The sequence below is a fragment of the Brevibacillus sp. Leaf182 genome, assembly GCF_001423865.2.
Taxonomy (GTDB): domain Bacteria; phylum Bacillota; class Bacilli; order Brevibacillales; family Brevibacillaceae; genus Brevibacillus; species Brevibacillus brevis_C.
Genome location: NZ_LMPN02000037.1, coordinates 575,118 through 594,464, shown reverse-complemented (window position 1 = coordinate 594,464; position 19,347 = coordinate 575,118). Strand labels below are relative to the sequence as shown.

At 43.7% G+C, this 19,347-nt stretch carries 23 protein-coding genes and 1 pseudogene; 15 read left to right on the top strand and 9 right to left on the bottom strand.

All coding sequences use genetic code 11. The annotated features are described in order from the left end of the window. Nucleotides 1-65: 65 nt before the first annotated feature. Nucleotides 66-470 carry a hypothetical protein gene (locus ASG16_RS29665; protein ID WP_056488195.1) on the bottom strand — a complete coding sequence of 135 codons (405 nt, stop codon included), beginning with the start codon at nucleotides 468-470 and terminating at the stop codon, nucleotides 66-68. 367 nt (nucleotides 471-837) lie between these two features. Here ASG16_RS29665 and ASG16_RS30765 point away from each other — a divergent pair, with 367 nt between their 5' ends. Continuing rightward, entirely contained in the window at nucleotides 838-996 is a 159-nt protein-coding gene (locus ASG16_RS30765; protein ID WP_157966791.1) for a hypothetical protein, read from the top strand. A gap of 313 nt (nucleotides 997-1,309) precedes the next feature. On the opposite strand, the gene ASG16_RS29660 is transcribed toward ASG16_RS30765, so the two are convergent. Further along, the gene (locus ASG16_RS29660; RefSeq protein WP_056488193.1) at nucleotides 1,310-1,690 is read right to left on the bottom strand and encodes a DUF1259 domain-containing protein; all 381 of its coding nucleotides are present in this window, start codon (nucleotides 1,688-1,690) and stop codon (nucleotides 1,310-1,312) included. Nucleotides 1,691-1,875: 185 nt separating this feature from the next. Here ASG16_RS29660 and ASG16_RS30760 point away from each other — a divergent pair, with 185 nt between their 5' ends. Further along, entirely contained in the window at nucleotides 1,876-2,016 is a 141-nt protein-coding gene (locus ASG16_RS30760; RefSeq protein WP_157966790.1) for a hypothetical protein, read from the top strand. 726 nt (nucleotides 2,017-2,742) lie between these two features. Here the strand turns inward: ASG16_RS30760 and ASG16_RS29655 are convergent. Continuing rightward, complete coding sequence (locus tag ASG16_RS29655; protein ID WP_016743434.1) at nucleotides 2,743-2,829, bottom strand: YjcZ family sporulation protein; 87 nt, start codon at nucleotides 2,827-2,829, stop codon at nucleotides 2,743-2,745. A 713-nt stretch (nucleotides 2,830-3,542) separates the two neighbouring features. After that, nucleotides 3,543-3,680 (bottom strand): hypothetical protein, encoded by a 138-nt coding sequence (locus ASG16_RS30755; RefSeq protein ID WP_157966789.1) that lies wholly within the window; start codon nucleotides 3,678-3,680, stop codon nucleotides 3,543-3,545. A gap of 632 nt (nucleotides 3,681-4,312) precedes the next feature. On the opposite strand from ASG16_RS30755, the gene ASG16_RS29650 reads away from it, so the two are divergent. From ASG16_RS29650 to ASG16_RS29635, 4 genes are all read left to right on the top strand, one after another. After that, on the top strand, nucleotides 4,313-4,819 hold the full coding sequence (locus tag ASG16_RS29650; protein ID WP_056488191.1) for a TetR/AcrR family transcriptional regulator: 507 nt from the start codon (nucleotides 4,313-4,315) through the stop codon (nucleotides 4,817-4,819). Between the two features lie 111 nt (nucleotides 4,820-4,930). Then, nucleotides 4,931-5,896 (top strand): SDR family NAD(P)-dependent oxidoreductase, encoded by a 966-nt coding sequence (locus tag ASG16_RS29645; RefSeq protein ID WP_198674288.1) that lies wholly within the window; start codon nucleotides 4,931-4,933, stop codon nucleotides 5,894-5,896. A gap of 173 nt (nucleotides 5,897-6,069) precedes the next feature. Further along, nucleotides 6,070-6,414: an ArsR/SmtB family transcription factor gene (locus ASG16_RS29640; RefSeq protein ID WP_056488189.1), complete on the top strand. Its 345-nt coding sequence runs from the start codon at nucleotides 6,070-6,072 to the stop codon at nucleotides 6,412-6,414. 31 nt (nucleotides 6,415-6,445) lie between these two features. Beyond that, nucleotides 6,446-6,961, top strand: a complete 516-nt coding sequence (locus tag ASG16_RS29635) for an SRPBCC domain-containing protein (RefSeq protein WP_056488186.1) — start codon at nucleotides 6,446-6,448, stop codon at nucleotides 6,959-6,961. A 62-nt stretch (nucleotides 6,962-7,023) separates the two neighbouring features. On the opposite strand, the gene ASG16_RS29630 is transcribed toward ASG16_RS29635, so the two are convergent. Both ASG16_RS29630 and ASG16_RS29625 read right to left on the bottom strand, forming a co-directional pair. Next, a complete protein-coding gene (locus tag ASG16_RS29630) occupies nucleotides 7,024-7,662 on the bottom strand; it encodes a FusB/FusC family EF-G-binding protein (RefSeq protein ID WP_056488183.1) in 639 nt (212 codons plus the stop codon). Between the two features lie 157 nt (nucleotides 7,663-7,819). Then, nucleotides 7,820-8,083 (bottom strand): CD3324 family protein, encoded by a 264-nt coding sequence (locus ASG16_RS29625; protein ID WP_007718970.1) that lies wholly within the window; start codon nucleotides 8,081-8,083, stop codon nucleotides 7,820-7,822. Between the two features lie 702 nt (nucleotides 8,084-8,785). On the opposite strand from ASG16_RS29625, the gene ASG16_RS29620 reads away from it, so the two are divergent. Then, nucleotides 8,786-9,676, top strand: a complete 891-nt coding sequence (locus ASG16_RS29620; protein ID WP_056488179.1) for a GNAT family N-acetyltransferase — start codon at nucleotides 8,786-8,788, stop codon at nucleotides 9,674-9,676. Nucleotides 9,677-9,761: 85 nt separating this feature from the next. After that, nucleotides 9,762-10,418, top strand: a pseudogene (locus ASG16_RS29615) (SOS response-associated peptidase). On the opposite strand, the gene ASG16_RS29610 reads toward ASG16_RS29615, so the two are convergent. Further along, a complete protein-coding gene (locus ASG16_RS29610; RefSeq protein WP_056488176.1) occupies nucleotides 10,415-11,023 on the bottom strand; it encodes a DUF4269 domain-containing protein in 609 nt (202 codons plus the stop codon). The pseudogene ASG16_RS29615 and the gene ASG16_RS29610 overlap by 4 nt on opposite strands. 107 nt (nucleotides 11,024-11,130) lie before the next feature. Here ASG16_RS29610 and ASG16_RS29605 point away from each other — a divergent pair, with 107 nt between their 5' ends. Continuing rightward, on the top strand, nucleotides 11,131-11,616 hold the full coding sequence (locus ASG16_RS29605; protein ID WP_007718943.1) for a DUF456 domain-containing protein: 486 nt from the start codon (nucleotides 11,131-11,133) through the stop codon (nucleotides 11,614-11,616). Nucleotides 11,617-11,666: 50 nt separating this feature from the next. Here ASG16_RS29605 and lexA read toward each other — a convergent pair whose 3' ends face one another. Further along, a complete protein-coding gene (lexA, locus tag ASG16_RS29600) occupies nucleotides 11,667-12,290 on the bottom strand; it encodes a transcriptional repressor LexA (RefSeq protein ID WP_007718939.1) in 624 nt (207 codons plus the stop codon). Nucleotides 12,291-12,452: 162 nt separating this feature from the next. Between lexA and yneA the strand changes: the two genes are divergently transcribed. The 4 genes from yneA to ASG16_RS29580 all read left to right on the top strand — a co-directional run bounded on the left by yneA (nucleotide 12,453) and on the right by ASG16_RS29580 (nucleotide 15,816). Further along, nucleotides 12,453-12,791, top strand: coding sequence for a cell division suppressor protein YneA (gene yneA / locus ASG16_RS29595; RefSeq protein ID WP_056488173.1), 339 nt, complete (start codon nucleotides 12,453-12,455; stop codon nucleotides 12,789-12,791). 76 nt (nucleotides 12,792-12,867) lie between these two features. Continuing rightward, nucleotides 12,868-13,065 (top strand): DUF896 domain-containing protein, encoded by a 198-nt coding sequence (locus tag ASG16_RS29590; RefSeq protein ID WP_007718933.1) that lies wholly within the window; start codon nucleotides 12,868-12,870, stop codon nucleotides 13,063-13,065. Nucleotides 13,066-13,162: 97 nt separating this feature from the next. Next, entirely contained in the window at nucleotides 13,163-13,528 is a 366-nt protein-coding gene (gene crcB, locus ASG16_RS29585; protein ID WP_056488171.1) for a fluoride efflux transporter CrcB, read from the top strand. Nucleotides 13,529-13,566: 38 nt separating this feature from the next. Further along, nucleotides 13,567-15,816, top strand: coding sequence for a HelD family protein (locus ASG16_RS29580; protein ID WP_056488168.1), 2,250 nt, complete (start codon nucleotides 13,567-13,569; stop codon nucleotides 15,814-15,816). A gap of 63 nt (nucleotides 15,817-15,879) precedes the next feature. Here the strand turns inward: ASG16_RS29580 and ASG16_RS29575 are convergent, their stop codons facing one another. Further along, a complete protein-coding gene (locus ASG16_RS29575) occupies nucleotides 15,880-16,182 on the bottom strand; it encodes a HesB/IscA family protein (RefSeq protein ID WP_048033335.1) in 303 nt (100 codons plus the stop codon). A 124-nt stretch (nucleotides 16,183-16,306) separates the two neighbouring features. Here ASG16_RS29575 and ltaE point away from each other — a divergent pair, with 124 nt between their 5' ends. Together ltaE and ASG16_RS29565 are read left to right on the top strand one after the other, a co-directional pair. Beyond that, complete coding sequence (gene ltaE / locus ASG16_RS29570; protein ID WP_056488165.1) at nucleotides 16,307-17,332, top strand: low-specificity L-threonine aldolase; 1,026 nt, start codon at nucleotides 16,307-16,309, stop codon at nucleotides 17,330-17,332. A gap of 230 nt (nucleotides 17,333-17,562) precedes the next feature. Beyond that, a complete protein-coding gene (locus ASG16_RS29565) occupies nucleotides 17,563-19,206 on the top strand; it encodes a peptide ABC transporter substrate-binding protein (protein ID WP_056488162.1) in 1,644 nt (547 codons plus the stop codon). Nucleotides 19,207-19,347: the final 141 nt, after the last annotated feature.

The window sequence follows — 19,347 nt, the reverse complement described above, 5'->3', positions numbered from 1 at the left end:
AGAGCAATGCAAATATGTATAAAGCCCGTCTTCACAATCAAGACGGGCTAAAAGCTATTCATGTTTTATTGAATCGTAAAAGTAGCTACGATAACATTTTGATCCTCATAGGAATAGGGGGCTTGAAATTGTACATAGCGATACCCGTCCGAATCAGCTTTAATAATGATTCCTGTCGTACCGCTCCAAATCTGTTTATTTTGAGCATTATAGACTGTGTAATTCGCAAAGCTACCTTTTGCACTGATGCGGAGCTCCTGCCCTTTCTTTAGATAAATCGCTTCTTTTGGACTTAACTGCCCAGGAGTAAGGGAGTAATATTTGGTGAATTGTTGTTCTTGTTTTTGCTGCTCCAAGGTTACTGTGTCTGCTTCACCTTGTACTTGAGCATTGGTAGAAGCGGAAGCATATACAGGTGCGCCAGAGAGGAGTAAAGCGAGCATCGAAATAGAGAGAAGCTGTTTTTTCATACCTAGTACACTCCTTTGTATCAATTGTGATCGAATTCTAAATGCACGAACTAAAGCTAATTATACTCAAATTGAATGAAATGGTAAATAATTACATAAAAAGATAATTGCTCGCCTAAGCAGCATTTCTCTTCGACAAAAGGAATGCATCTCTAATGCATACTTATTAAGCTAATTAGCAAGCGAACTGGCAAATTTCTCGACTTACCTCCATATAGTGATCAAAGAACATAATGTGCTTTTTCTCAGGTATGATTACACATTTGCTTCTCGTAATTAATGTAGTCTTCGATCGAAGTGAAAACGATGTCTGATTCTCAGGGTTTCTCAACAACCGAGGGAACTTTCTACAATATGGGGGGCATCCGTGTCCACCAAGCTCGATGGAAACTGGAGTGGAATGCTCCACAAAATAGGGTACTACCCCATTCTAAACGGCAGCATTGCCGCTCATAATATGGAGAAAGATTACCGGAGTAGCAGAGGCACTAAATGGGTGAACTATTATCTGAATGTCGTTGGCTGAAACTTTTAAACAGAAACTTGAGTGGATGTAAAGCGGCGGGCCTTAAGCGGTGGTGACGTGTTCGGAGTAAAGTGGTTCGAGGTTCGTATTGAGAGGATCGGATGCGTTCCTATCATGATCGAAACCATAAAATAAGGCCCCCATTAGGAGGTTTACTCATTTCAAGAAAGTTCTGATAATAACGCAACTCAATTTCGAATATTTGTAAAATATTGATCTATCAACCATTGGAACTCATGCCTATGGGAATACGATAGTGGCAGGCCATGAAAGAGGCGCTAAGCTTCAATACGCTTAGCGCCACGAGGAGCGGTTATTTTAGTACATTCAAAGCACGCCGTAGTTTCTTTGCAAACTCTAAGGGTGGCTCTACAGATTCAAGATGCAAATACATGAGACGTGGCTTGTCGAAGAGCCAGTGATTGTGCAGGGCAGTAACGATAAACCCTTGTTTACGAACAGCGTCAATAAACTCTTGGACTTCGGATTGAAGGAGTGTAAATTCACCTGTATTCAAGGTGTTTCCTTCTTTATCGAGGGATTCAATGGTAATTTCGTGCTCAGTATCATATGGCTTGCCCAAGATTGTTGCATGGAGATTACGCTTAATCGTGATAGAACAAGTATCATTTGACATGCCTGTCCCACCCAGAATTTTAGCTATACGATCGCATAAACTTTTCGGTATCTTCAAGTGTGATCCTCCTTTTCTTGTTTTCATGCATTCTATGTAGAAGAGAATTAAGAGGTTCTGGACAGAGGTAAAAAAGGGTGCATGTACAAGTGAAAAAGATAACGATACAAAACATACTGGTAAGAAGCAGGGGCTAGCTCTATGAAAAACGAACGGAATGGAAAGGTTTTATGGAGGGGGAATAAATGAATGTTCAGTTGATGAAAATTTCAGATGCAAAGCAAGTTACAACTTGGAAATATCCGCAGGAATATTCCTTTTATGATTTTGATCATAGTCCAGAAACACTTCAAGAACTATTAGACGGTACCTATTATGCAGTTTGAGATAATCATGGTCAGCTTACGGGCTTCTTCTGTTTCGGGCTTAATGCACAAGGTCCCAGAAGGTCGCAAGCAAAATCTTTACAAGGGCGAGATCGTGATGACGATGGAAATGGAGAATCTTGGATAGGCAGAGTACATGGTTGTACAAAAAATACCCCTAGAAAGGGGCACAAAAGACTCTAATCGAATGATCTACAGTTTAATCCACGGAGTATCGCCAAAACTAGGTTCAGCAGCTAATGCACCAGAACTTACGGACATAACCATTACAATAGCAAAAACAGCAGCAACGGAAATATGTAGTTTGAACAAAACAAATAAAGCGATCCAGCAGGCTAGCTGATCTGGAAAGGGTTGCGTCCCTCCACATTGACTATGCTGGGAGACCGGTATGAAAAGCCTTGAAAACAAGGTGCCACATTTCAATGATTTCGCTATCAGTCTGGGAGATAGCAAGCATAGGATAGGATAGACCTAGAATGTAAGCTGGTAGGAATGTTATGAACAGTGTTGCAAGGGATAGAGGTTTATCTGAACGCGCTTACATGAGTACGAGTTGGTAGGTTCCTTACATGAAGACGTGAAGGGCGTTAAGCCGCTCGGGGAAAGAACCGGGCGGCTCTTTGGGGAACGTGGGAGGAGTAGACAAAAAGATGGGCTCAAAGCTTACTGATGTCAAAGAGGGGGAGAGAGGGCAGCTAAGCCGCCCATAACATTGGACAGAAATTAGCACTCATCACAACTGCAAGCAACAATTGTTAATAGAACGAAAAGAACCAAAACTAAAGCAAAATTGTCGTCAAAGAATCCCATGGATATCACCCCTTCAAGTGTATGAGGAATAACCTCAAACTCAAGCTATGCAAATTGAGGAGCTATGTAAGGGCGATATCACAGGAAGTGGAAAATTTGGGCATGCAACAAACTGTTACTTGTCATGTCCAACAGTTCAAGAATGTTATTTCAGCAGGGGGATACACGACGAAAAAAGCTATGCCTTAGCCTCATTCAGGTCATGGCATTTAGGATTGCCTTTTTGAAACGTAGCTCCCTCTACCAAGGGCATAAGCATCTGCCATGATAAATAATGCATGAGTCTCCGCAAGGCTCAATTAAATAATTTGAACCTAACATTTTCATGAGCTTCTTCAGCATGATCATTCACCTCACTGGTAGATATTTCCATTCATTACCATCTTATCGTGAATACGTGATTATAAGAACATGAATTTAGAGAGCCCCCACAAAAGTGTAGGAATAGACAGGAAGATATGCATTTTTCCATGATGCGTGAACCTGACATAGGTAAGAATAAAGAACCAAAAAGCAAAGGCCAAACTAATTTTTAAAGCCAGTTAAAAGCTAGTTGCTCGTAATTTAACAAATGAAAAAAAGAAAACATCATACCGATCGTTAAACAGTCGGTGCATGATGTTTGATTTAAAACCGATGCAGAATTCACTTTTCATATATTTCCCATAGTACCTTTAGTGGTTTCTTTCCAAGCTTTATTGGATGTGTTGGTGTTAAACGCTATAAATCGGCCATCCGCAATACCCGTCAGCTTCACATGGTACACGTTGTTCTTTTGCGCTGCTAACACCAGGTAATGAAAGCGATAGAAATAATGCAGTAGCAATACCAAACAGAGCAAATTTTTTCATAAATCTTCCCCCTAGTAAGTTTGACTTCCCAAAAAAGTTTACGCTCGGTGAGCTGCTCATGTAGCGAAACGTATCCAACCATTGTGTACAGTGTTCCGGTATAAAAAACGAACGAAATTAGGATGATAGGTAGACGGAAAAAGACCATCCCTCTGCGGCGTACATAGCTGTTGGGACGGCCTTTTTAAGTACTATCTAATATTACGCGGGACACATGCAATGTTTTCCTGCTGGTATACACTCCCGTGGGCATGGGCGGATTGAGTTAGCACCAATTTTTTGAAGTAATTTCTTTAACATTGTTATTCACCTCCTGAAATGGAAAAATAAAACTTTCGATTTAATAGTAACACACTCGTACTCTAATTAACATACAAAATACCAAAAATTCGGAAAATACGTCCATGTCTTAGTTATTAAACTACGAATTGTGATAACAGAGAGGGGAAATTGTTGAATGCTGACTGATATCTGCGACAACGTAAAAATTATGTTCGATGATCGCTAACTTGAATCAGCAGCTAATCATGACCGAGCGTTTAAGGGGAGTGATACAGGGTATTTGAAACTCATCACAAACTGACGTATAATCGATATTATTGATTAATCACTAAAAGGGAGGCAATCTTGCAATGACGTCAGTCAATCGTAAAACGGAAATCATTTCTGCTGCCATTGAAGTCTTTGCTGAAATCGGATATTTCCGGGCAACAACAGCGCAAGTGGCAGAGCGTGCAAAGATTTCCCAGCCGTATATTTTCAAGTTTTTTGCATCGAAGGAAGCTTTGTTACAGGCAGCCTTGGAGGCGTCGTGGGAGCGGATCATTGCCTCTTTCCGTCTCGTTGTGGAGTCCGCATCCAAAGTGCAATTGGAAACAGATTTAATCAAGGCCTATGAAAAGATTTTGGTTTCCCATCAAAATGAAATACTTCTTCAAATGCAGTCCCAGACGATTCAAGAGCCTTCGATTCGAGAGGCAATGCGCGAAGGGTTTCGGGAGGTTCGTCAGATCGTCCTCACAGCTTTTCGTGAAGCGGGCATCGCGAGCCCAGAAGAGAGAACGCTTATTTTCCTGGCAAGAGGAATGCTGTGTAATATTTCAGCAGCGTTAGACATGCCGGAATTGATGGAGGTGTAGCGGAGAAAAAATTGCGACAATTAGTTATTGACTAATCACTAACTAAAGAGTTATAGTTCAAATTAGTTAGTGATTGATCAATCACAAATAAAACGAGTGGAGATGATCCCAATGAAAAAAGCGATTGTAGTCGGGGCGACAGGCGGAACGGGAGCGGCAATTTTAGAGGAGCTAATCAATCGAGGGGTTGAAACGATTGCTTTTGGGCGTTCTCTAGAAAAGCTAGAGCAAATGGCGTCAGAGCTGGGGAATCCAGAACATTTGTCACTGGCCGTCGGGGATGCATTACGGTCTCAAGACATCGTAGCAGCATCGGAGGGAGCGGATGTACTATTTCATTGTGCAAACGTCCCTTATCACGAGATGGTAAATAAGCTGATCCCACTTGGCGAAGCGATCATGGAAGCCGCCAATAAGAGAGGTTTGAAGGTTGTTGCGGTAGACGGCATTTATCCATACGGGAGAAAGCAGATGGAACCAGTGACGGAGGAGCATCCAAAGCAACCGCATACAAAGAAAGGAAAAATCAGGCTGGCATTTGAACAGATGCTTTTTAGCAGTCGATGGGATCATGCACGAACGATGATTGTCAGATTGCCGGATTATTACGGACCTACTGCTAATCAGGCATCGTATTTGGGTTCCACACTCGAGGCAATTGCGGCTGGAAAACCGGGGCTTTTCATTGGGAATATGCATGTTCCTCGCGAGTTTGTTTATTTGCCGGATGCGGCGAAGATGATTGTAGAGTTGGCCAGTCGAGAGTTTGCCTATGGACAAAACTGGCACATTCCAGGTGGAGGCATCATTTCCGGTCGAGACATCGTCCGAATCGCCCAAAAAGCAAGTGGCACCGTGAAACCTGTCATTCCTCTTGGGAAAATTGGTTTGTCTTTGCTGGGGATGTTCGTCCCGGTGATGAAGGAGGTTGTCGAGATGCTATACTTAACCGAAAAACCATTGATCCTTAGCGGAGAAAAATATGAACGGCTTATTGGACCGATCCCAGTAACGAATTTCGAGGAGGGTATAACGGCAACGATCAAAGATTTACAGAATCGTACTTCCATGAAATAAATGATAGCTGGTAGTTATTGATTAATCACTAACAAATTTCTGAAACAAACTTCTTTAAATATTCCTTTACAGGAATATTCCCTTCGGTGTATATTTTATCTAACAAGATGATCACAATAACGCTGAAGGGGATGAGAGGAACGTAGAATCCATTATGTAACGAGGTGAGTGACATGTCAGGGATGAATCCGGGCATGGACATGGCGACGCTGAGTGCTCTGGCTGAACCGAATCGTATGAAAATCGTCGAACTTTTGCGCGACGGTCCTCTAACTGTAGGGGAAATCGCAGACCATCTGGGGCTTCGCCAGCCCCAAGCCTCGAAGCATTTGAAGGTGCTTAGTGATAACGGAATCGTGGATGTGAAGGCCGAAGCCAATCGCCGAATTTACAAGCTCAAGCCAGAGCCTTTCCGAGCGCTGGATTCTTGGGTGAAGTCATTCCAGCGTGTTATGGAAGAAAGATTCGATAATCTGGAAGACTATTTGCGGGAACTGCAAAATAAGGAAAATACTTGAGAACCATTCAAATGAATGAGGAGGAATTACTATGTCAAGAAACACAATGGTTTCAAGGGTAGAGAACGAGCGGGTGTTGGTACTGGAGCGAGTATTCGACGCGCCAAGAGAACTCGTGTTCAAGATGTTTAAGGAGCCTGAACATCTCAAGCGTTGGTGGGGACCGAAAGGCTGGGAACTCCCGGTTTGTAATGTCGATTTCCGTCCAGGCGGTGTTTGGCACTACTGTATGAAATGTGTAGATAAGAATCAAGGTGATTTTTACGGCATGGAATCTTGGGGCAAAGGTGTTTATAAGGAAATGGTTGAGCCAGAGAAAATCATTTATACCGATTACTTTTCAGATGCAGAAGGCAACACCAATGATACCTTGCCTTCGACAGAGGTTATGATGGAGTTCATCGATCTGGGTGGCAAGACGAAGTTGGTCAGCCGCTCTGAATATGTATCTGCGGAAGCCCTCAAAACTGTCATGGACATGGGCATGCTAGAGGGCATCACCCAAACGTGGGATCGTTTGGAAGAGAGTCTGTACGAGATCAAGTAAGGGACATATCGAAAGGCCGCCTGGGATGGAGACTCGGCGGCTTTTTCATTTTCGTTGCAGATTTACTTCACCATCAGCGAGATAAAATCGTTTAACTTATCCAGCGAAATCATATTTTGATTGCATGTCACACTGTCTTGGCAAATGTAGTTTCCTTTTTTCAAATACGTTCCATCCCCAGAACCTTTGGCTTCGAGGACGAACATGCCGAGTTCCTCAAAGTGATTACAGAGCGCACAAACGCCTTTTTTATTTACGTTTGTAAACTGACCGTGAATGCCAATCAGTTTTCCTTCGTGGTAAGCGACAATATATTTCTTTTCCGTGGCAGTGTCTAACCAGCTCACATAAGAGGTTTCTGAAAAATCGATCTCAGCTAAATTCGAGACTTTAAGCTTCTTTACTTTGGGAAAGAGCTTCTTAATAGAAGTCTCTGTGAGAGCAGGGAATGGAATCACAAACGGTGAAAGCTGCTGCAAAAACTGCTTTCCTTCTGCCTTTTCTTTAATCGAATCAATCGGATGCAAAATCTCTTTTTGTTCTTCTGTCATGTTCGGGAACAACTGAAAGATTTCTTCATGGGCAATTTCTTTGCGAGCCCGAATCACGTTGACATCTGTACTGGTCGCATAGGCGTTCATGATTGCTTGAACGCGCGATTTAATGAAGTGATACTGATGCGTATGGATAAAAGGTTCCATGTTGCGGTTCCTCCTGTTTCTGTCTTGTAAGGTGGGTTTCTCTTTACTTTAGTGTGTTTGCAAGAAAAGAGAAAGGGAAAGGACATTTCTCAAAAAAACTCGCCATAAAAAAGCACTGACAACCTGAATGGAAAGGTCGTCAGTGCTTTATAAACGTCTATTTGGTATACACGATTTTCTTAATCGTCTCTGTAGACAAAAAGTATTCCTCCGCTAACTGAGAAATAGCCGTCCCGGCCCGAAAACTGCTTTTAATAGCCGTATTCCGCTCATCCAGGAGTTTTCTCCCGCCAGTGCGCGTCCCCCATTTTTGATGGGTTACTTTTGTCTTTGGAATATAAATGGTTTCTCCTTGCACGTACTTTTGTATTTCTGCAAGTAACGATTCAGGAAGGATTAAATTTGCTTTCACACATTTCATTTCTGCTCGCTCCTTATTCATAAATAGGCAAATAAGGGGCAAAGCCAAGAAAATAGGAAATGAGATACGCAAATGAAGGCGATGATTGGATTAAACGTAAGACCACCTCATGCAAAGTATCGCCTCACTATTTCTAGGCTTTGCATGAGCCGCTGCGGTATGTGGCAAATTGAGAGCATTCGCCATTGGTACACCCCCCTCGAGGTCCATTTAAAAATCGGTGTCCCTTTTCCTTTTCGGAAAGGGAGTATTTGTAATTATATAAGAAAATGACGTTTTTGTATAACGATACTTACAAAAATGTAAGTGGATATGGAATGCTCATTTACAACCTTTTGAAAGTCCAATATAGTAAAGGTATCTAATTTGAAAAGAGGTTTTGATTGTATATGATGAAACTGATAATCGCTAAGTAAAATTCGAATGAATTTTATATGGGAAAAGGTTACATGAAGGGCGTGCCCTTGGTTTATTTTTTATACCTTTTTTCAAGAGCGATTAGAAGGCATTATATCTCATCAAAACAAATTTCACGTTTGTGCATGATATCTATTCTGTTTGGGATAGGTATCTTCATTACAACGATAAATTTGACCATGAGAAGAGAATTCTTCTTGTGGTCTTTTTTATTGGAAAGAAGGGACTGCTGAAAAGAAATGAATGATAACAGACAGCACAAACAACAGAATGGGAGGTTTTTACATGGGTGAATATCGATTGATTAGCGACTACAAGCATATCAAAACATATAAGGAAAGCTTTCATGACCTCGCCAAACAGATCTTTCAGCTCGATTTTAAAGAATGGGATAACAAGGGCTTCTGGAATGACAGCTATGTCTGCTATTCCTATTTGGATGGGGATCAGGTTATTGCTAACGCTTCTGCCAGTAAGATGATCGTGACATCCAATGGGAAGGACTATCAGGCACTTCAGATCGGAACGGTCATGACACATCCAGCTTACCGCAACCAAGGGTTGGCAGCGAAATTGATGAACCATATTCTTGAAACTTGTGAGAAGGAATACGATTTTATCTATTTGTATGCCAATGATACCGTACTCGATTTTTATCCGAAGTTCGGATTTGAGAGAGTACAGGAAAGTAGTTTTCGCTTACTGGCATCTGATTTAAAAGAGAAAGTAGGACAAAAATCAGTCTTGCGCAAGCTAGATGTTGATAACGAGGCTGATTTTATCGTCATGAAGGAAGTTGCTGCTAAACGAATCCCCGTTTCATCGAGGCTGGCCGTCAAGGATAGCGAGCATCTGTTGATGTTTTACTTTCTTCTTGTTTTTCGGGATGCGATCTATTACGTCGAGGAGGAGGATGTGATTGTCTTATTGGAACGAGAAGACGACCAACTGCATGTATTTGATCTTGTAAGTAAAAAGCCAGTTGATATAGAAGCGGTCATTTCCCATTTGGTAACGGCTGAGACAACGATCATTCATTTTCACTTTATGCCGGATAGTGAGAATGAGAAAATCCAATCTTCTTTGATGAAAACGACGGATGATGTCTTATTTGTTCGTCCCTCGTTAAAAATGGAGACAGAACATTTTCGTTTTCCACTTACTTCACACGCATAAAAGGTTTGAAATGACACATCAGGTGAAACAGTAAAATAGAAGGGATGAGGAGACGTCCAGTATGGAAGGATGTGAAGGGAAAAGCATGTGCGGCCGTTTTACTCTCGTAACGAACTTGGAGAAATGGAAGGAACGATTCCAAATCGAAGTCATTCCATTTGATGCAAAGCCACGGTACAATATTGCACCAGGTCAGTTCATTCCAGCGATTATTGCTGATCGTGGCGAACGACGTATGGGTCAGTTGAGATGGGGGTTAGTGCCGTCCTGGGCTGCCGATGAGAAGAGCAGCTACAAAATGATCAATGCGCGTTGCGAGACGTTAAATGAAAAGCCCACATTCAAACAGCTTTTTGCCCGAAAACGATAAATCCTTCCTGCTGACAGCTTTTATGAGTGGATGAACGCCCTCACAGGGAAGCAACCGATACGGATCATGATGAAAACCGGGGAACCATTTGCTTTTGCTGGCCTGTATGATACGTGGATGAATCAAGAGGGAGAAAAAGTACATACCTGCACGATTGTTACGACAAAGGCGAATGAGCTCATCGAAAATATACATGAGCGGATGCCTGTCATTTTAAAGAAAGAGGACGAGGACTTATGGCTTGATCGAGAGAAGTATGATCGGTTGCAGCTCCAGTGGCTGTTTACCCCCTATGATTCCAGCGAGATGATGGTGTATCCGGTATCCACTAAAGTGGGCAGCACGAAAAATGATGATCCTTCCTGCATTTAAGAAGTAGAGATCGGCTCATTGTTTGAAGATGAATCCTTTCGTAGGACCTGAACTCTTTGTCGTAATTCCTGTTCGGTTAACGACTCTAATTGCAACAAAGCCTCGTATGGATCATCACCCGGAATATGAAAGTATCGAGCAAATGCAGGCTCTGTTTTGATGCCAGTTTGCTTCAGAGCTCTGATATGTTGGTTCGCATCCAAGCCTCCTATGTCTAACAATCGTGCTTCGATGTCCATATGACGATAGGCATTTTGCTTTTCGACAGCTACTGGTTGAGCAAACAATTCAAACCAAAAGTCAGCTACGAAAAACGAGATCACGCACGTGGGAGTACTTTTTACATCTAGGTGTGTCACTTCAAATTCGGGTAAGCAGCCAAAAGCTGTACGAACAGCTTGCTCAAACTGTTCCAGATCGTGACTCTCGCAAATAATATCCAAATCGCTTTGCATAACGTCTATGTCTAATGGGATGGTTCCGGCAAGCACTGGACGGAATTCGGATAGTACCTCCATGATGTGGGTCTGTTGTATCGCTTCCCACGCCGCTTTTTGGCGCATCGTTCCTCTACCCAAGTAAGAAAGATCATGCCAATTTCTCATGAGACTACCTCCATTCTACTTTCTTTTGAAATAGTTTAGACAAAAGTGAATAAGTACGCAACGAAATCGGTCATCACTCGTATACCTAGATGAAGGGAGTGTAGTAGATGGAAATATTTTTGTGGGTAGTGGTTGTGTTATTGTTCTTGCTAAGCATTGCAGGAATTTTTTTACCTGTTTTACCTGATACGATATTACTGTGGGCGGGCTTTTTGCTCTATCACTTTTTCATTGCAGATCCGGGAGCGGGATTGCCGGCATCCTTTTGGTGGGGAATGGTCGTTCTCAGTATTCTGCTTTACGGTGCTGACTTACTGACGAACATGTACTTCGTGAAAAGGTACGGAGGGTCCAAATGGTCGTCCATTGCTGCTGCGGTCGGAATTATTCTTGGGATTTTCGTTTTCCCACCGTTTGGTATGCTGATTTTGCCGTTCGTATTCGTCGTTCTCGTAGAATTAATGGTGCAGAAGCAATCGATGGAGCGAGCAGTGAAAGCGGGCGTAGGTTCATTAATCGGATTTTTGGGCAGTGCAGTCGTAAAAGTCATCTTGCAAGTTACGATGATCATCTGGTTTTTTGTCGCCAGATAATATACAGAAAACGAAAAGGACAGCCGAGGCTGTCCTTTTTTACGTGGAAATTAGTGAATGAGTCGATAAACACCAATGACTTTACCGAGAATGGTGACATGCTCCAGAATGATCGGTTCCATCGTGGCATTTTCCGGTTGGAGACGGAAGTGGTTCTTTTCTTTGAAAAATCTTTTGACGGTCGCTTCGTCTTCTTCTGTCATCGCTACGACGATGTCACCATTGTTTGCTACGTGCTGTTGGCGAACGATTACGTAATCTCCATCGAGAATCCCGGCATCAATCATACTGTTCCCGGAGACGCGCAGCATATAAACCTTGTCAGAAGTCACGATATTGTCTGGAAGCGGGAAGTATTCTTCCACATCCTCAATGGCAGTAATCGGTTGTCCAGCGGTTACTTTTCCGATTACTGGCACACGGACGACAGAGTCTTCGAAATTGTCTTGAAAACGATCTTCATCAGATAGCAATTCGATGGCGCGAGGTTTGGTTGGATCTCGACGAATGAGGCCTTTTTTCTCCAAGCGTGCCAAATGCCCATGTACTGTTGAGCTGGAAGCTAGTCCAACAGCCTCTCCGATTTCACGTACAGATGGCGGATATCCTTTATCACGAACTTCCTTTCGTATGAACTCGATGATGGCTTGTTGTCTACTCGATAATTTTGACATAGAAAGACACCCCTGATTTCTCGAACATATTTTCCTATATTATACCATGGGAGCTTGCGTTCGACAAACATAAGTTCGATTATTTGTTGACATGAACATATGTTCTCATTTATCATGAGGTTACAAGTGATCAGAACGTATGTTTGTGAGGAGGCCATTATTATGAATTCATCGACAGTACGTAATCGTTTCGAGAAAAAAGAAGAACGCCGTGTTCGTTTTGGTATCACGAGAGGACAAGCTCTCTTGTTTCTTATTACATTTACTCTCTTTTTTTATTTGTTGACCGAACTAGTGTTTGCTTCTTCGCCAATAGAGGAGCCACAAGGTATAGAAGTAACCGTACAATCTGGAGATAGCCTATGGTCATTAGCTGTTCAATACAATCCAGATCAGCATATGGATGTTCGCGACTATATAATAGAGATTAAAGATGCGAACGGATTAGAGAGCAACAGGATTTATCCAGGTCAGACTCTCATCCTTCCTGATACTCCGTAAGTGTTCGGCTGTCTTGCGGGATCATTCGAATGTGGTATAATGAAGCGGCACTACTACAGAGTGGGAGGAACCAGCAGTGGTATCTGACGCAGAAATTAAACGCATTAACGAATTGGTCAAAAAATCTCGCGAAGAAGGTTTGACCGAAGAGGAAAAGCTCGAACAAAAAGCATTGCGCCAAAAGTACATTGACGCCGTTAAGCTTTCATTGAGAGCAAATTTGGATTCCATCCGTTATGTGGAAGACCTTGAAGAAAATAAGCCAAAACAGTAAGATAACAATTACTGATACGACAGACATCCTCGCTTGACGCTAGGGTGTCTTTTTCTGTGACATACATAACAGCTTTGATAGCCAAGGAGGGAAAGCGATGGCCTGGATAGCTGTGGCGGTTGGAGGAGCAGTTGGCTCTCTTTTGCGCTATCTATTGTCTTTACTCGCAAACCAGCCGGGATGGCCGTGGGGAACCTGGATCGCCAATGTTTGTGGATCGTTGATCATCGGCATCTTGTTCGTGCTAGGGAAAGAACGTGGCATGTTATCTCCGACACTCTATCTTTTATTTGCAACGGGGGTCATGGGAGGATTTACGACGTTCTCTAGCTTCTCCTTGGAAGTGGTCTCTTTTTGGGGAGAAGGCCACTTGTTGCGTGGCACTTTGTACGCACTTCTCAGTTTGGGAGTCGGACTACTTTCTTGTGCGGTTGGAATATGGCTGGCTAGGCAATGGTCCTAATACGTTCAATGACACGATACATGTGAGGGGGAATGATTGTGAGTACACAGCATCGTGATTATGAATTGGAACAAAAAAAGCTGGATGATACCATTTCAGCGATCGACGAAGAAATGGAGCAGCTTCGCAATGATATTCGCGAGGCAACAGATGACTATGTGAAACAGGTCGTTAACTATAATAAGGCAAAGGATTTGCGTTACCTAGAAGATCAAGGGCGAGAGAAGCCTTATTTCGGCAGAGTGGATTTCTTGAAGGATGAAATCTACGAGCTGGATCAGGTCTACATAGGAAAACGGGGAATTGTACGCAGCGATACGTTTGATTCTGTCGTCGTGGATTGGCGTGCGCCTATCGCCAGTCTTTATTATTCCGGTGAGAGCAAAGACGCGTTTTACCGGATGGGACGCGAGATCGTACGTGGTGAAGTTCGATTAAAGCGTAATTTTGCGATCGAAGACGGAAAGATCGTCGGCATCTATGATGGAGCAGTAAAAGAAACAATTAACCGTGAGATGGGGCATCCCGATGAGTTTTTGCAAGAGGGCTTCATCGATGAATTTTTGGCAGCCAATCTGAATCAGGCGAACGATAGCAGGCTAAAAGACATCGTCGCAACGATTCAATCTGAGCAAAATGATATTATCAGGGCGGAAAAAGAACGGCCCATTGTTGTGCAAGGAGTAGCAGGGAGCGGAAAAACGACCATCGCCCTGCACCGACTCTCCTATTTGATTTATAACTACCAGGATTCCATGATGTCCAAAAAGTTCATGGTGTTTGCACCTAACCGGATGTTTCTTACCTATATCTCCGAGGTTTTGCCTGAGCTGGGCGTCGATGACGTTCAACAGTCTACCTTTGTAGATTGGGCAGCGCGTCTTGTGAAGCCTCTGCTGCCAAAAGGATGGAAAATCGTGAGTCCTGATAAGCCCCTTCAATTGTTCTTCGAAGAGGGGCAGGATGAGCGCCAGCAAGAAATGACGCGAAACAGACTTCGCTTCAAAGGATCACTCGCTTGTCGGGAGGCGCTTGAGCAATACATTCGTCATATCGTCGACACAAGAATTCCTTTTAAGAAGCTCAGCTTTTTATACAACAAGACGAAGCAAGTCTTTTCCATTCCGGGTGATTTTATTCGTCAATGCTTTTTGGAGTTATTCGCGAATATGCCGTATCATCGCCGAGTAGAAGCGCTTCGCAAGCATTTGAAACAAGAAATGAACAAGCAATTGTTTGCTCATTTGCGAGAGCGAAAAGTCGATTTGGACAAAGAAGGCTTGTACAAATTCGAGAAAATGCTGGAGCAAATACTGGATACGTACCTGACTTCGTTTCCAAGACTGGAAATCTTCGCGGCTTATCGCGAGTTGATTGCTGACGAGGAATTGCTACGCAAGCTCGTACCTGCTGACATTTCAGACGAAGTTGTGCGTGATGTGACGCAGTCAAGTGCTGCACTGTTTGCAGAGGAGAGATTGGAGCCAGAAGATATCGCGCCATTGCTATATTTGCAGCATATTGTTGAAGGTATGAATAAGGCAGAGCATTTTGATCATACGGTTGTGGATGAGGCACAAGACTTGAGTGCGCTGGAAATAGCCGTCATTGCATTGGCAACCAAGCGAAACTCGTTAACGATTGTGGGAGATATTGCGCAAGGCATTCATAGCTATCGAGGGATTCATGCCTGGGAAGAGTTGACAAAGGGCATTTTTGCACAGATGTTTCCTTCCTATTACACGTTGTCGCAAAGCTATCGTTCGACAATTGAGATCATGCGTTGTGCCAATGAAGTGTTGCGGCAGATTGAATTGCCCGAGACGGTATTGGCAAAACCGGTTTTGCGACATGGCGAAAAACCAATCATGGTCAAGGCTCGTTCACGAGCGCAACTGTGGGAGGACATCTCTTCGCGTGTGGCTGCCTACCAATCGGAAGGCTTCAAAACGATAGCGATCGTAGCGAAAACCATTCAAGCGAGTAAAAAAGCACATAAAGGTCTGCAAGACAAGATAGCTGATCTGACCCTGTTGGGCAGCAAAGATAACCAATTTCCGGGTGGCGTAACTGTCATGCCTGCTTTTCTAACGAAAGGCTTGCAGTTCGATGTGGTCATGTTACTGGATGTGGACGCCTATCAAAGTAACGAATGGGACGCAAAACTGTTGTATGTCGCAATGACACGTCCGGTCCATCGCCTTGTTATGACGCAGGTGGATAACGTTTCTTCGCCGTTGCTGAAAGATTTATCGACAGAGCTGTACACCATGGCTACTGATGAATAAGAAACTAGGTATCAAAGAAAACCCTCTGCCTGTAAAAAAGCAGAGGGTTTATCTGTATCATGCTTAGTGGTCACCTGTGTTACCTTTGGAAGGGTTGGTAATAACAAAACCTTCTTGTGGCAAGAAGAGGTAATCAATGATGACGCCATCGAGCAATGGCTCATCCTTTTTCACGATCACATCGATCTCTTTATCTGTCGAGATCACAACATCTTCTTCTGTTGGCTTGTCCAGAGCGAGTCCGTAGTGTGCGTGATCACCGTGAGCGTGAGTAATATAAAGGCGCAGTTTCAACTCTTTGTCTTCTTCTGCCTCGATGATTGGAGTCAATTGCTTGGCAGCGTTACGAGTGATTTTTAGTTTCACAGGTCAAATCCCCTAACTGTATGTAAGTTACCCCTCCATCTTAGCAAGAGGGAAATCAGGATGCAATGTTGAAAGTGTTACGATATGTCTAGAGAATGACAACAGGGTGGAAGGAGAGTCATCTATGAAAATCGATTTGCGCAGTGATACCGTTACGAAACCAACCGAGGAGATGCTTCGAGCAATGGCAGAAGCGGAGGTTGGTGATGATGTTTATAGAGAGGACCCAACTGTCAATCGTTTGGAAGCGATCGCGGCTGAAATACTCGGAAAGGAAGCTGCCCTGTTCGTAACAAGTGGTACGCAAGGCAATCAGGTCGCTGTTTTGACGCATTGTGTCAACGGAGATGAGGTCATTGCTGAAGCGGATTCGCACATTTTTTACTATGAAGGCGGTGCTATGTCGGCATTGGCTGGTGTGCAAACACGGACGCTGGTTGGAGAACGTGGTGCTTTGCGTGCAGAAGATGTGGAGAGGGCGATTCGGGGCAACAATATCCATTTTCCTCGCACAAAATTGATCTGTCTCGAAAATACGCATAATCGCGCTGGCGGGGCGGTAATCTCTGTTGCGCAAATGAAGAGTGTCTATGATATCGCCAAAAAACACGGTATTCCTGTTCATTTGGACGGTGCTCGTCTCTTCAATGCGGCTGTTGCCCAAGGGGTTGCAGTCAGTGAGCTAAGCGCTTTTGCCGATACCGTTCAGATTTGCATGTCCAAAGGGCTAAGTGCTCCAGTTGGTTCCATTTTGGCTGGAGATCGTGCATTTATCGAAGAAGCGAGATGGTGGAGAAAAAAATTAGGAGGCGGGCTACGTCAGGCTGGGTATTTGGCAGCACCAGGCATCATCGCTCTGACACAGATGACCGAACGATTGGCAGAAGACCATGAACGGGCACAGCAATTGGCAAAAGGCTTGCGCCAGCTATCGCTTCAGGTCGAGCAAGTCGAGACGAATATCGTGCTGGTGAATACAGACTCGATTGGACAAACAGCTATCGCTTTCTTGGAACGTTTGGAGGAAAAAGGAGTGCTCGCTGTTGATTTTGACGAGTATGTCGTTCGTTTTACGACGCATCGACACATTAGCGAGCAACATATCGAGACCGTTGTTGCAGCAGTAGAGGCATTATTGGAAACGGTGTAATCGTTTCAACCAATTGTAGCCAGTCGAAGGGGAGACTGGCTTTTTTCTTTGCTTCAATAACAAATTCTAAATAATTAGACAATTTGTACAAAATAAGAGTCTTTACGCGATCTGTTTTTCGCCATACCGTCTGATTTGTTTCGTCCGCACTTACGTTATCATGGTAGTGTGATAAAGCACTAGCGTTTACTGGTGTGTGGAATCGAATGGAATCAAGGGGGATGGTCTCGATGAGAAAGAGGATGAGCTTCATTTTGAGCTGCTTCTTGCTGCTTCAAGTTTTAGCGGGATGTAGTTCAAGTGAAACGGCGGTAACGAACAAACCGAATGATCAGGCATCTCAACCAACGCAGCCAACGGGAAAAGAGATGGTGTTGAATTGGAACGCAGACGGTGGCGAGCCTCCGACAGCAGATCCCGGACTTGCTTCCGATGGCACTTCCTTTGATGTCATTACTGCCTGTTTTGAAGGGTTGACTCGCTATGGACCGGATGGGAAAATAGCCAACGCCATTGCCGACAGTTATACAGTATCCGAGGATTTGACGACGTACACGTTCAAATTGAAAAGGAATGCGCTATGGAGTAACGGAGATTCGGTAACCGCCCATGATTTTGAGTTCGCCTGGAAACGAAATCTCGATCCAAAGACAGCATCCGAATATGCCTACATGCTTTATTTCATTAAAGGCGCTGAGGAATTCAACACAGGGAAAGGATCGCAGGAAGGTGTAGGGGTCAAAGCGCTTGACGATTTTACTCTAGAGGTCAAGCTCAATTCACCAGCTCCGTTTTTTTACGAGCTAACGGCTTTTCCGACATTGTTTCCTTTACATAAAAAGACCCTGGAGGCACATCCGGACTGGGCAGCGTCTCCAGACAACTACGTGGGCAACGGCCCATTCAAAATGGAGCTATGGGAGCATAAAAACAAAATAGTTCTTGTGAAAAACGAGAAGTATCATGACAAAGATGCTGTGAAGCTCGACAAAATCGTCTGGAGCATGATTACCGATACCAACACCGCTCAAGCGTTGTTTGATTCTGGTGATTTGGATTGGGGAGGGCATCCTAGCTACGTGTTGCCCGTCGATGTGATCCCTGCATTGCAGGATGAAGGAAAAATCGTAATGGCGCCGTATCCGAATACAGTTGCCGTCACCTTTAATACAATCATGCCCCCCTTTACGAATAAAAAGATTCGGCAAGCCTTCTCGTATTCGATTCAACGGCAGCCTCTCGTAGACGGAATCGTGCAGACAGGGGTACCTGCGGCGTTTGCATGGGTTCCGCCCTCTATGCAGCTCAGCGGAAATGACTATTTTCAAGAGGATGTAGACAAAGCCAAACAGTTATTGGGTGAAGGGTTGAAGGAGTTGGGGCTTTCAACGATGCCTGAAGTGACATACACGTATGGTTCAGGTGACGATCGTCAGAAAAAGCTGGCGGAAGCTCTTCAGGATCAATGGAAAAGAAGTCTAGGTGTAGATGTAAAAATCAGTGGCTTGGAGGAAAAAGTTTTTTTACAAAACAAGCGCGCCAAAAACTATCAGTTTGCCTACCGAAATTGGGGTGCTGATTTTAACGACCCTATCAATTTCCTGGAAATTTTCAAGGACAAAACAGTGGGGACGAACGACGCTGCTTGGGAAAACGACAGGTACCGAGAGCTAATCGTCCAGAGTTACTTGGAAAAAGACCTGACAAAGCGTAATGCGATCATGCGTGAGGCGGAGACTATTTTAATGGAGGAAATGCCGATTGCTCCTGTGTACTATGGTGCTAGACCGTATATAAAAAATGACAAAGTCAAAGGATTTTTGATCAACCCGTTTGGTGGTCGAGATTTTAAATATACAACCATCGAACAATAGGTAAAGTCGTATAAAAGTCTTGCCGTGTCCGGAAAATGGGAGAGCGGCAAGGCTTTTTTTGGTTCCGTTCGGTTGACTAACTTGCGTGTAATTCAGACCCGCCAATGAAATACTATAGCTATCCAACACAGGGGAAAAGAG

What these genes read in the sequence shown, in the direction of transcription:
- ASG16_RS29665 (WP_056488195.1), bottom strand. Translation starts at nt 470, where the DNA reads ATGAAAAAACAGCTTCTCTCTATTTCGATGCTCGCTTTACTCCTCTCT.
- ASG16_RS30760 (WP_157966790.1), top strand. Translation starts at nt 1,876, where the DNA reads ATGAATGTTCAGTTGATGAAAATTTCAGATGCAAAGCAAGTTACAACT.
- ASG16_RS29655 (WP_016743434.1), bottom strand. Translation starts at nt 2,829, where the DNA reads ATGGGATTCTTTGACGACAATTTTGCTTTAGTTTTGGTTCTTTTCGTT.
- ASG16_RS30755 (WP_157966789.1), bottom strand. Translation starts at nt 3,680, where the DNA reads ATGAAAAAATTTGCTCTGTTTGGTATTGCTACTGCATTATTTCTATCG.
- ASG16_RS29650 (WP_056488191.1), top strand. Translation starts at nt 4,313, where the DNA reads ATGACGTCAGTCAATCGTAAAACGGAAATCATTTCTGCTGCCATTGAA.
- ASG16_RS29645 (WP_198674288.1), top strand. Translation starts at nt 4,931, where the DNA reads ATGAAAAAAGCGATTGTAGTCGGGGCGACAGGCGGAACGGGAGCGGCA.
- ASG16_RS29640 (WP_056488189.1), top strand. Translation starts at nt 6,070, where the DNA reads ATGTCAGGGATGAATCCGGGCATGGACATGGCGACGCTGAGTGCTCTG.
- ASG16_RS29635 (WP_056488186.1), top strand. Translation starts at nt 6,446, where the DNA reads ATGTCAAGAAACACAATGGTTTCAAGGGTAGAGAACGAGCGGGTGTTG.
- ASG16_RS29630 (WP_056488183.1), bottom strand. Translation starts at nt 7,662, where the DNA reads ATGGAACCTTTTATCCATACGCATCAGTATCACTTCATTAAATCGCGC.
- ASG16_RS29625 (WP_007718970.1), bottom strand. Translation starts at nt 8,083, where the DNA reads ATGAAATGTGTGAAAGCAAATTTAATCCTTCCTGAATCGTTACTTGCA.
- ASG16_RS29620 (WP_056488179.1), top strand. Translation starts at nt 8,786, where the DNA reads ATGGGTGAATATCGATTGATTAGCGACTACAAGCATATCAAAACATAT.
- ASG16_RS29610 (WP_056488176.1), bottom strand. Translation starts at nt 11,023, where the DNA reads ATGAGAAATTGGCATGATCTTTCTTACTTGGGTAGAGGAACGATGCGC.
- ASG16_RS29605 (WP_007718943.1), top strand. Translation starts at nt 11,131, where the DNA reads ATGGAAATATTTTTGTGGGTAGTGGTTGTGTTATTGTTCTTGCTAAGC.
- lexA (WP_007718939.1), bottom strand. Translation starts at nt 12,290, where the DNA reads ATGTCAAAATTATCGAGTAGACAACAAGCCATCATCGAGTTCATACGA.
- yneA (WP_056488173.1), top strand. Translation starts at nt 12,453, where the DNA reads ATGAATTCATCGACAGTACGTAATCGTTTCGAGAAAAAAGAAGAACGC.
- crcB (WP_056488171.1), top strand. Translation starts at nt 13,163, where the DNA reads ATGGCCTGGATAGCTGTGGCGGTTGGAGGAGCAGTTGGCTCTCTTTTG.
- ltaE (WP_056488165.1), top strand. Translation starts at nt 16,307, where the DNA reads ATGAAAATCGATTTGCGCAGTGATACCGTTACGAAACCAACCGAGGAG.
- ASG16_RS29565 (WP_056488162.1), top strand. Translation starts at nt 17,563, where the DNA reads ATGAGAAAGAGGATGAGCTTCATTTTGAGCTGCTTCTTGCTGCTTCAA.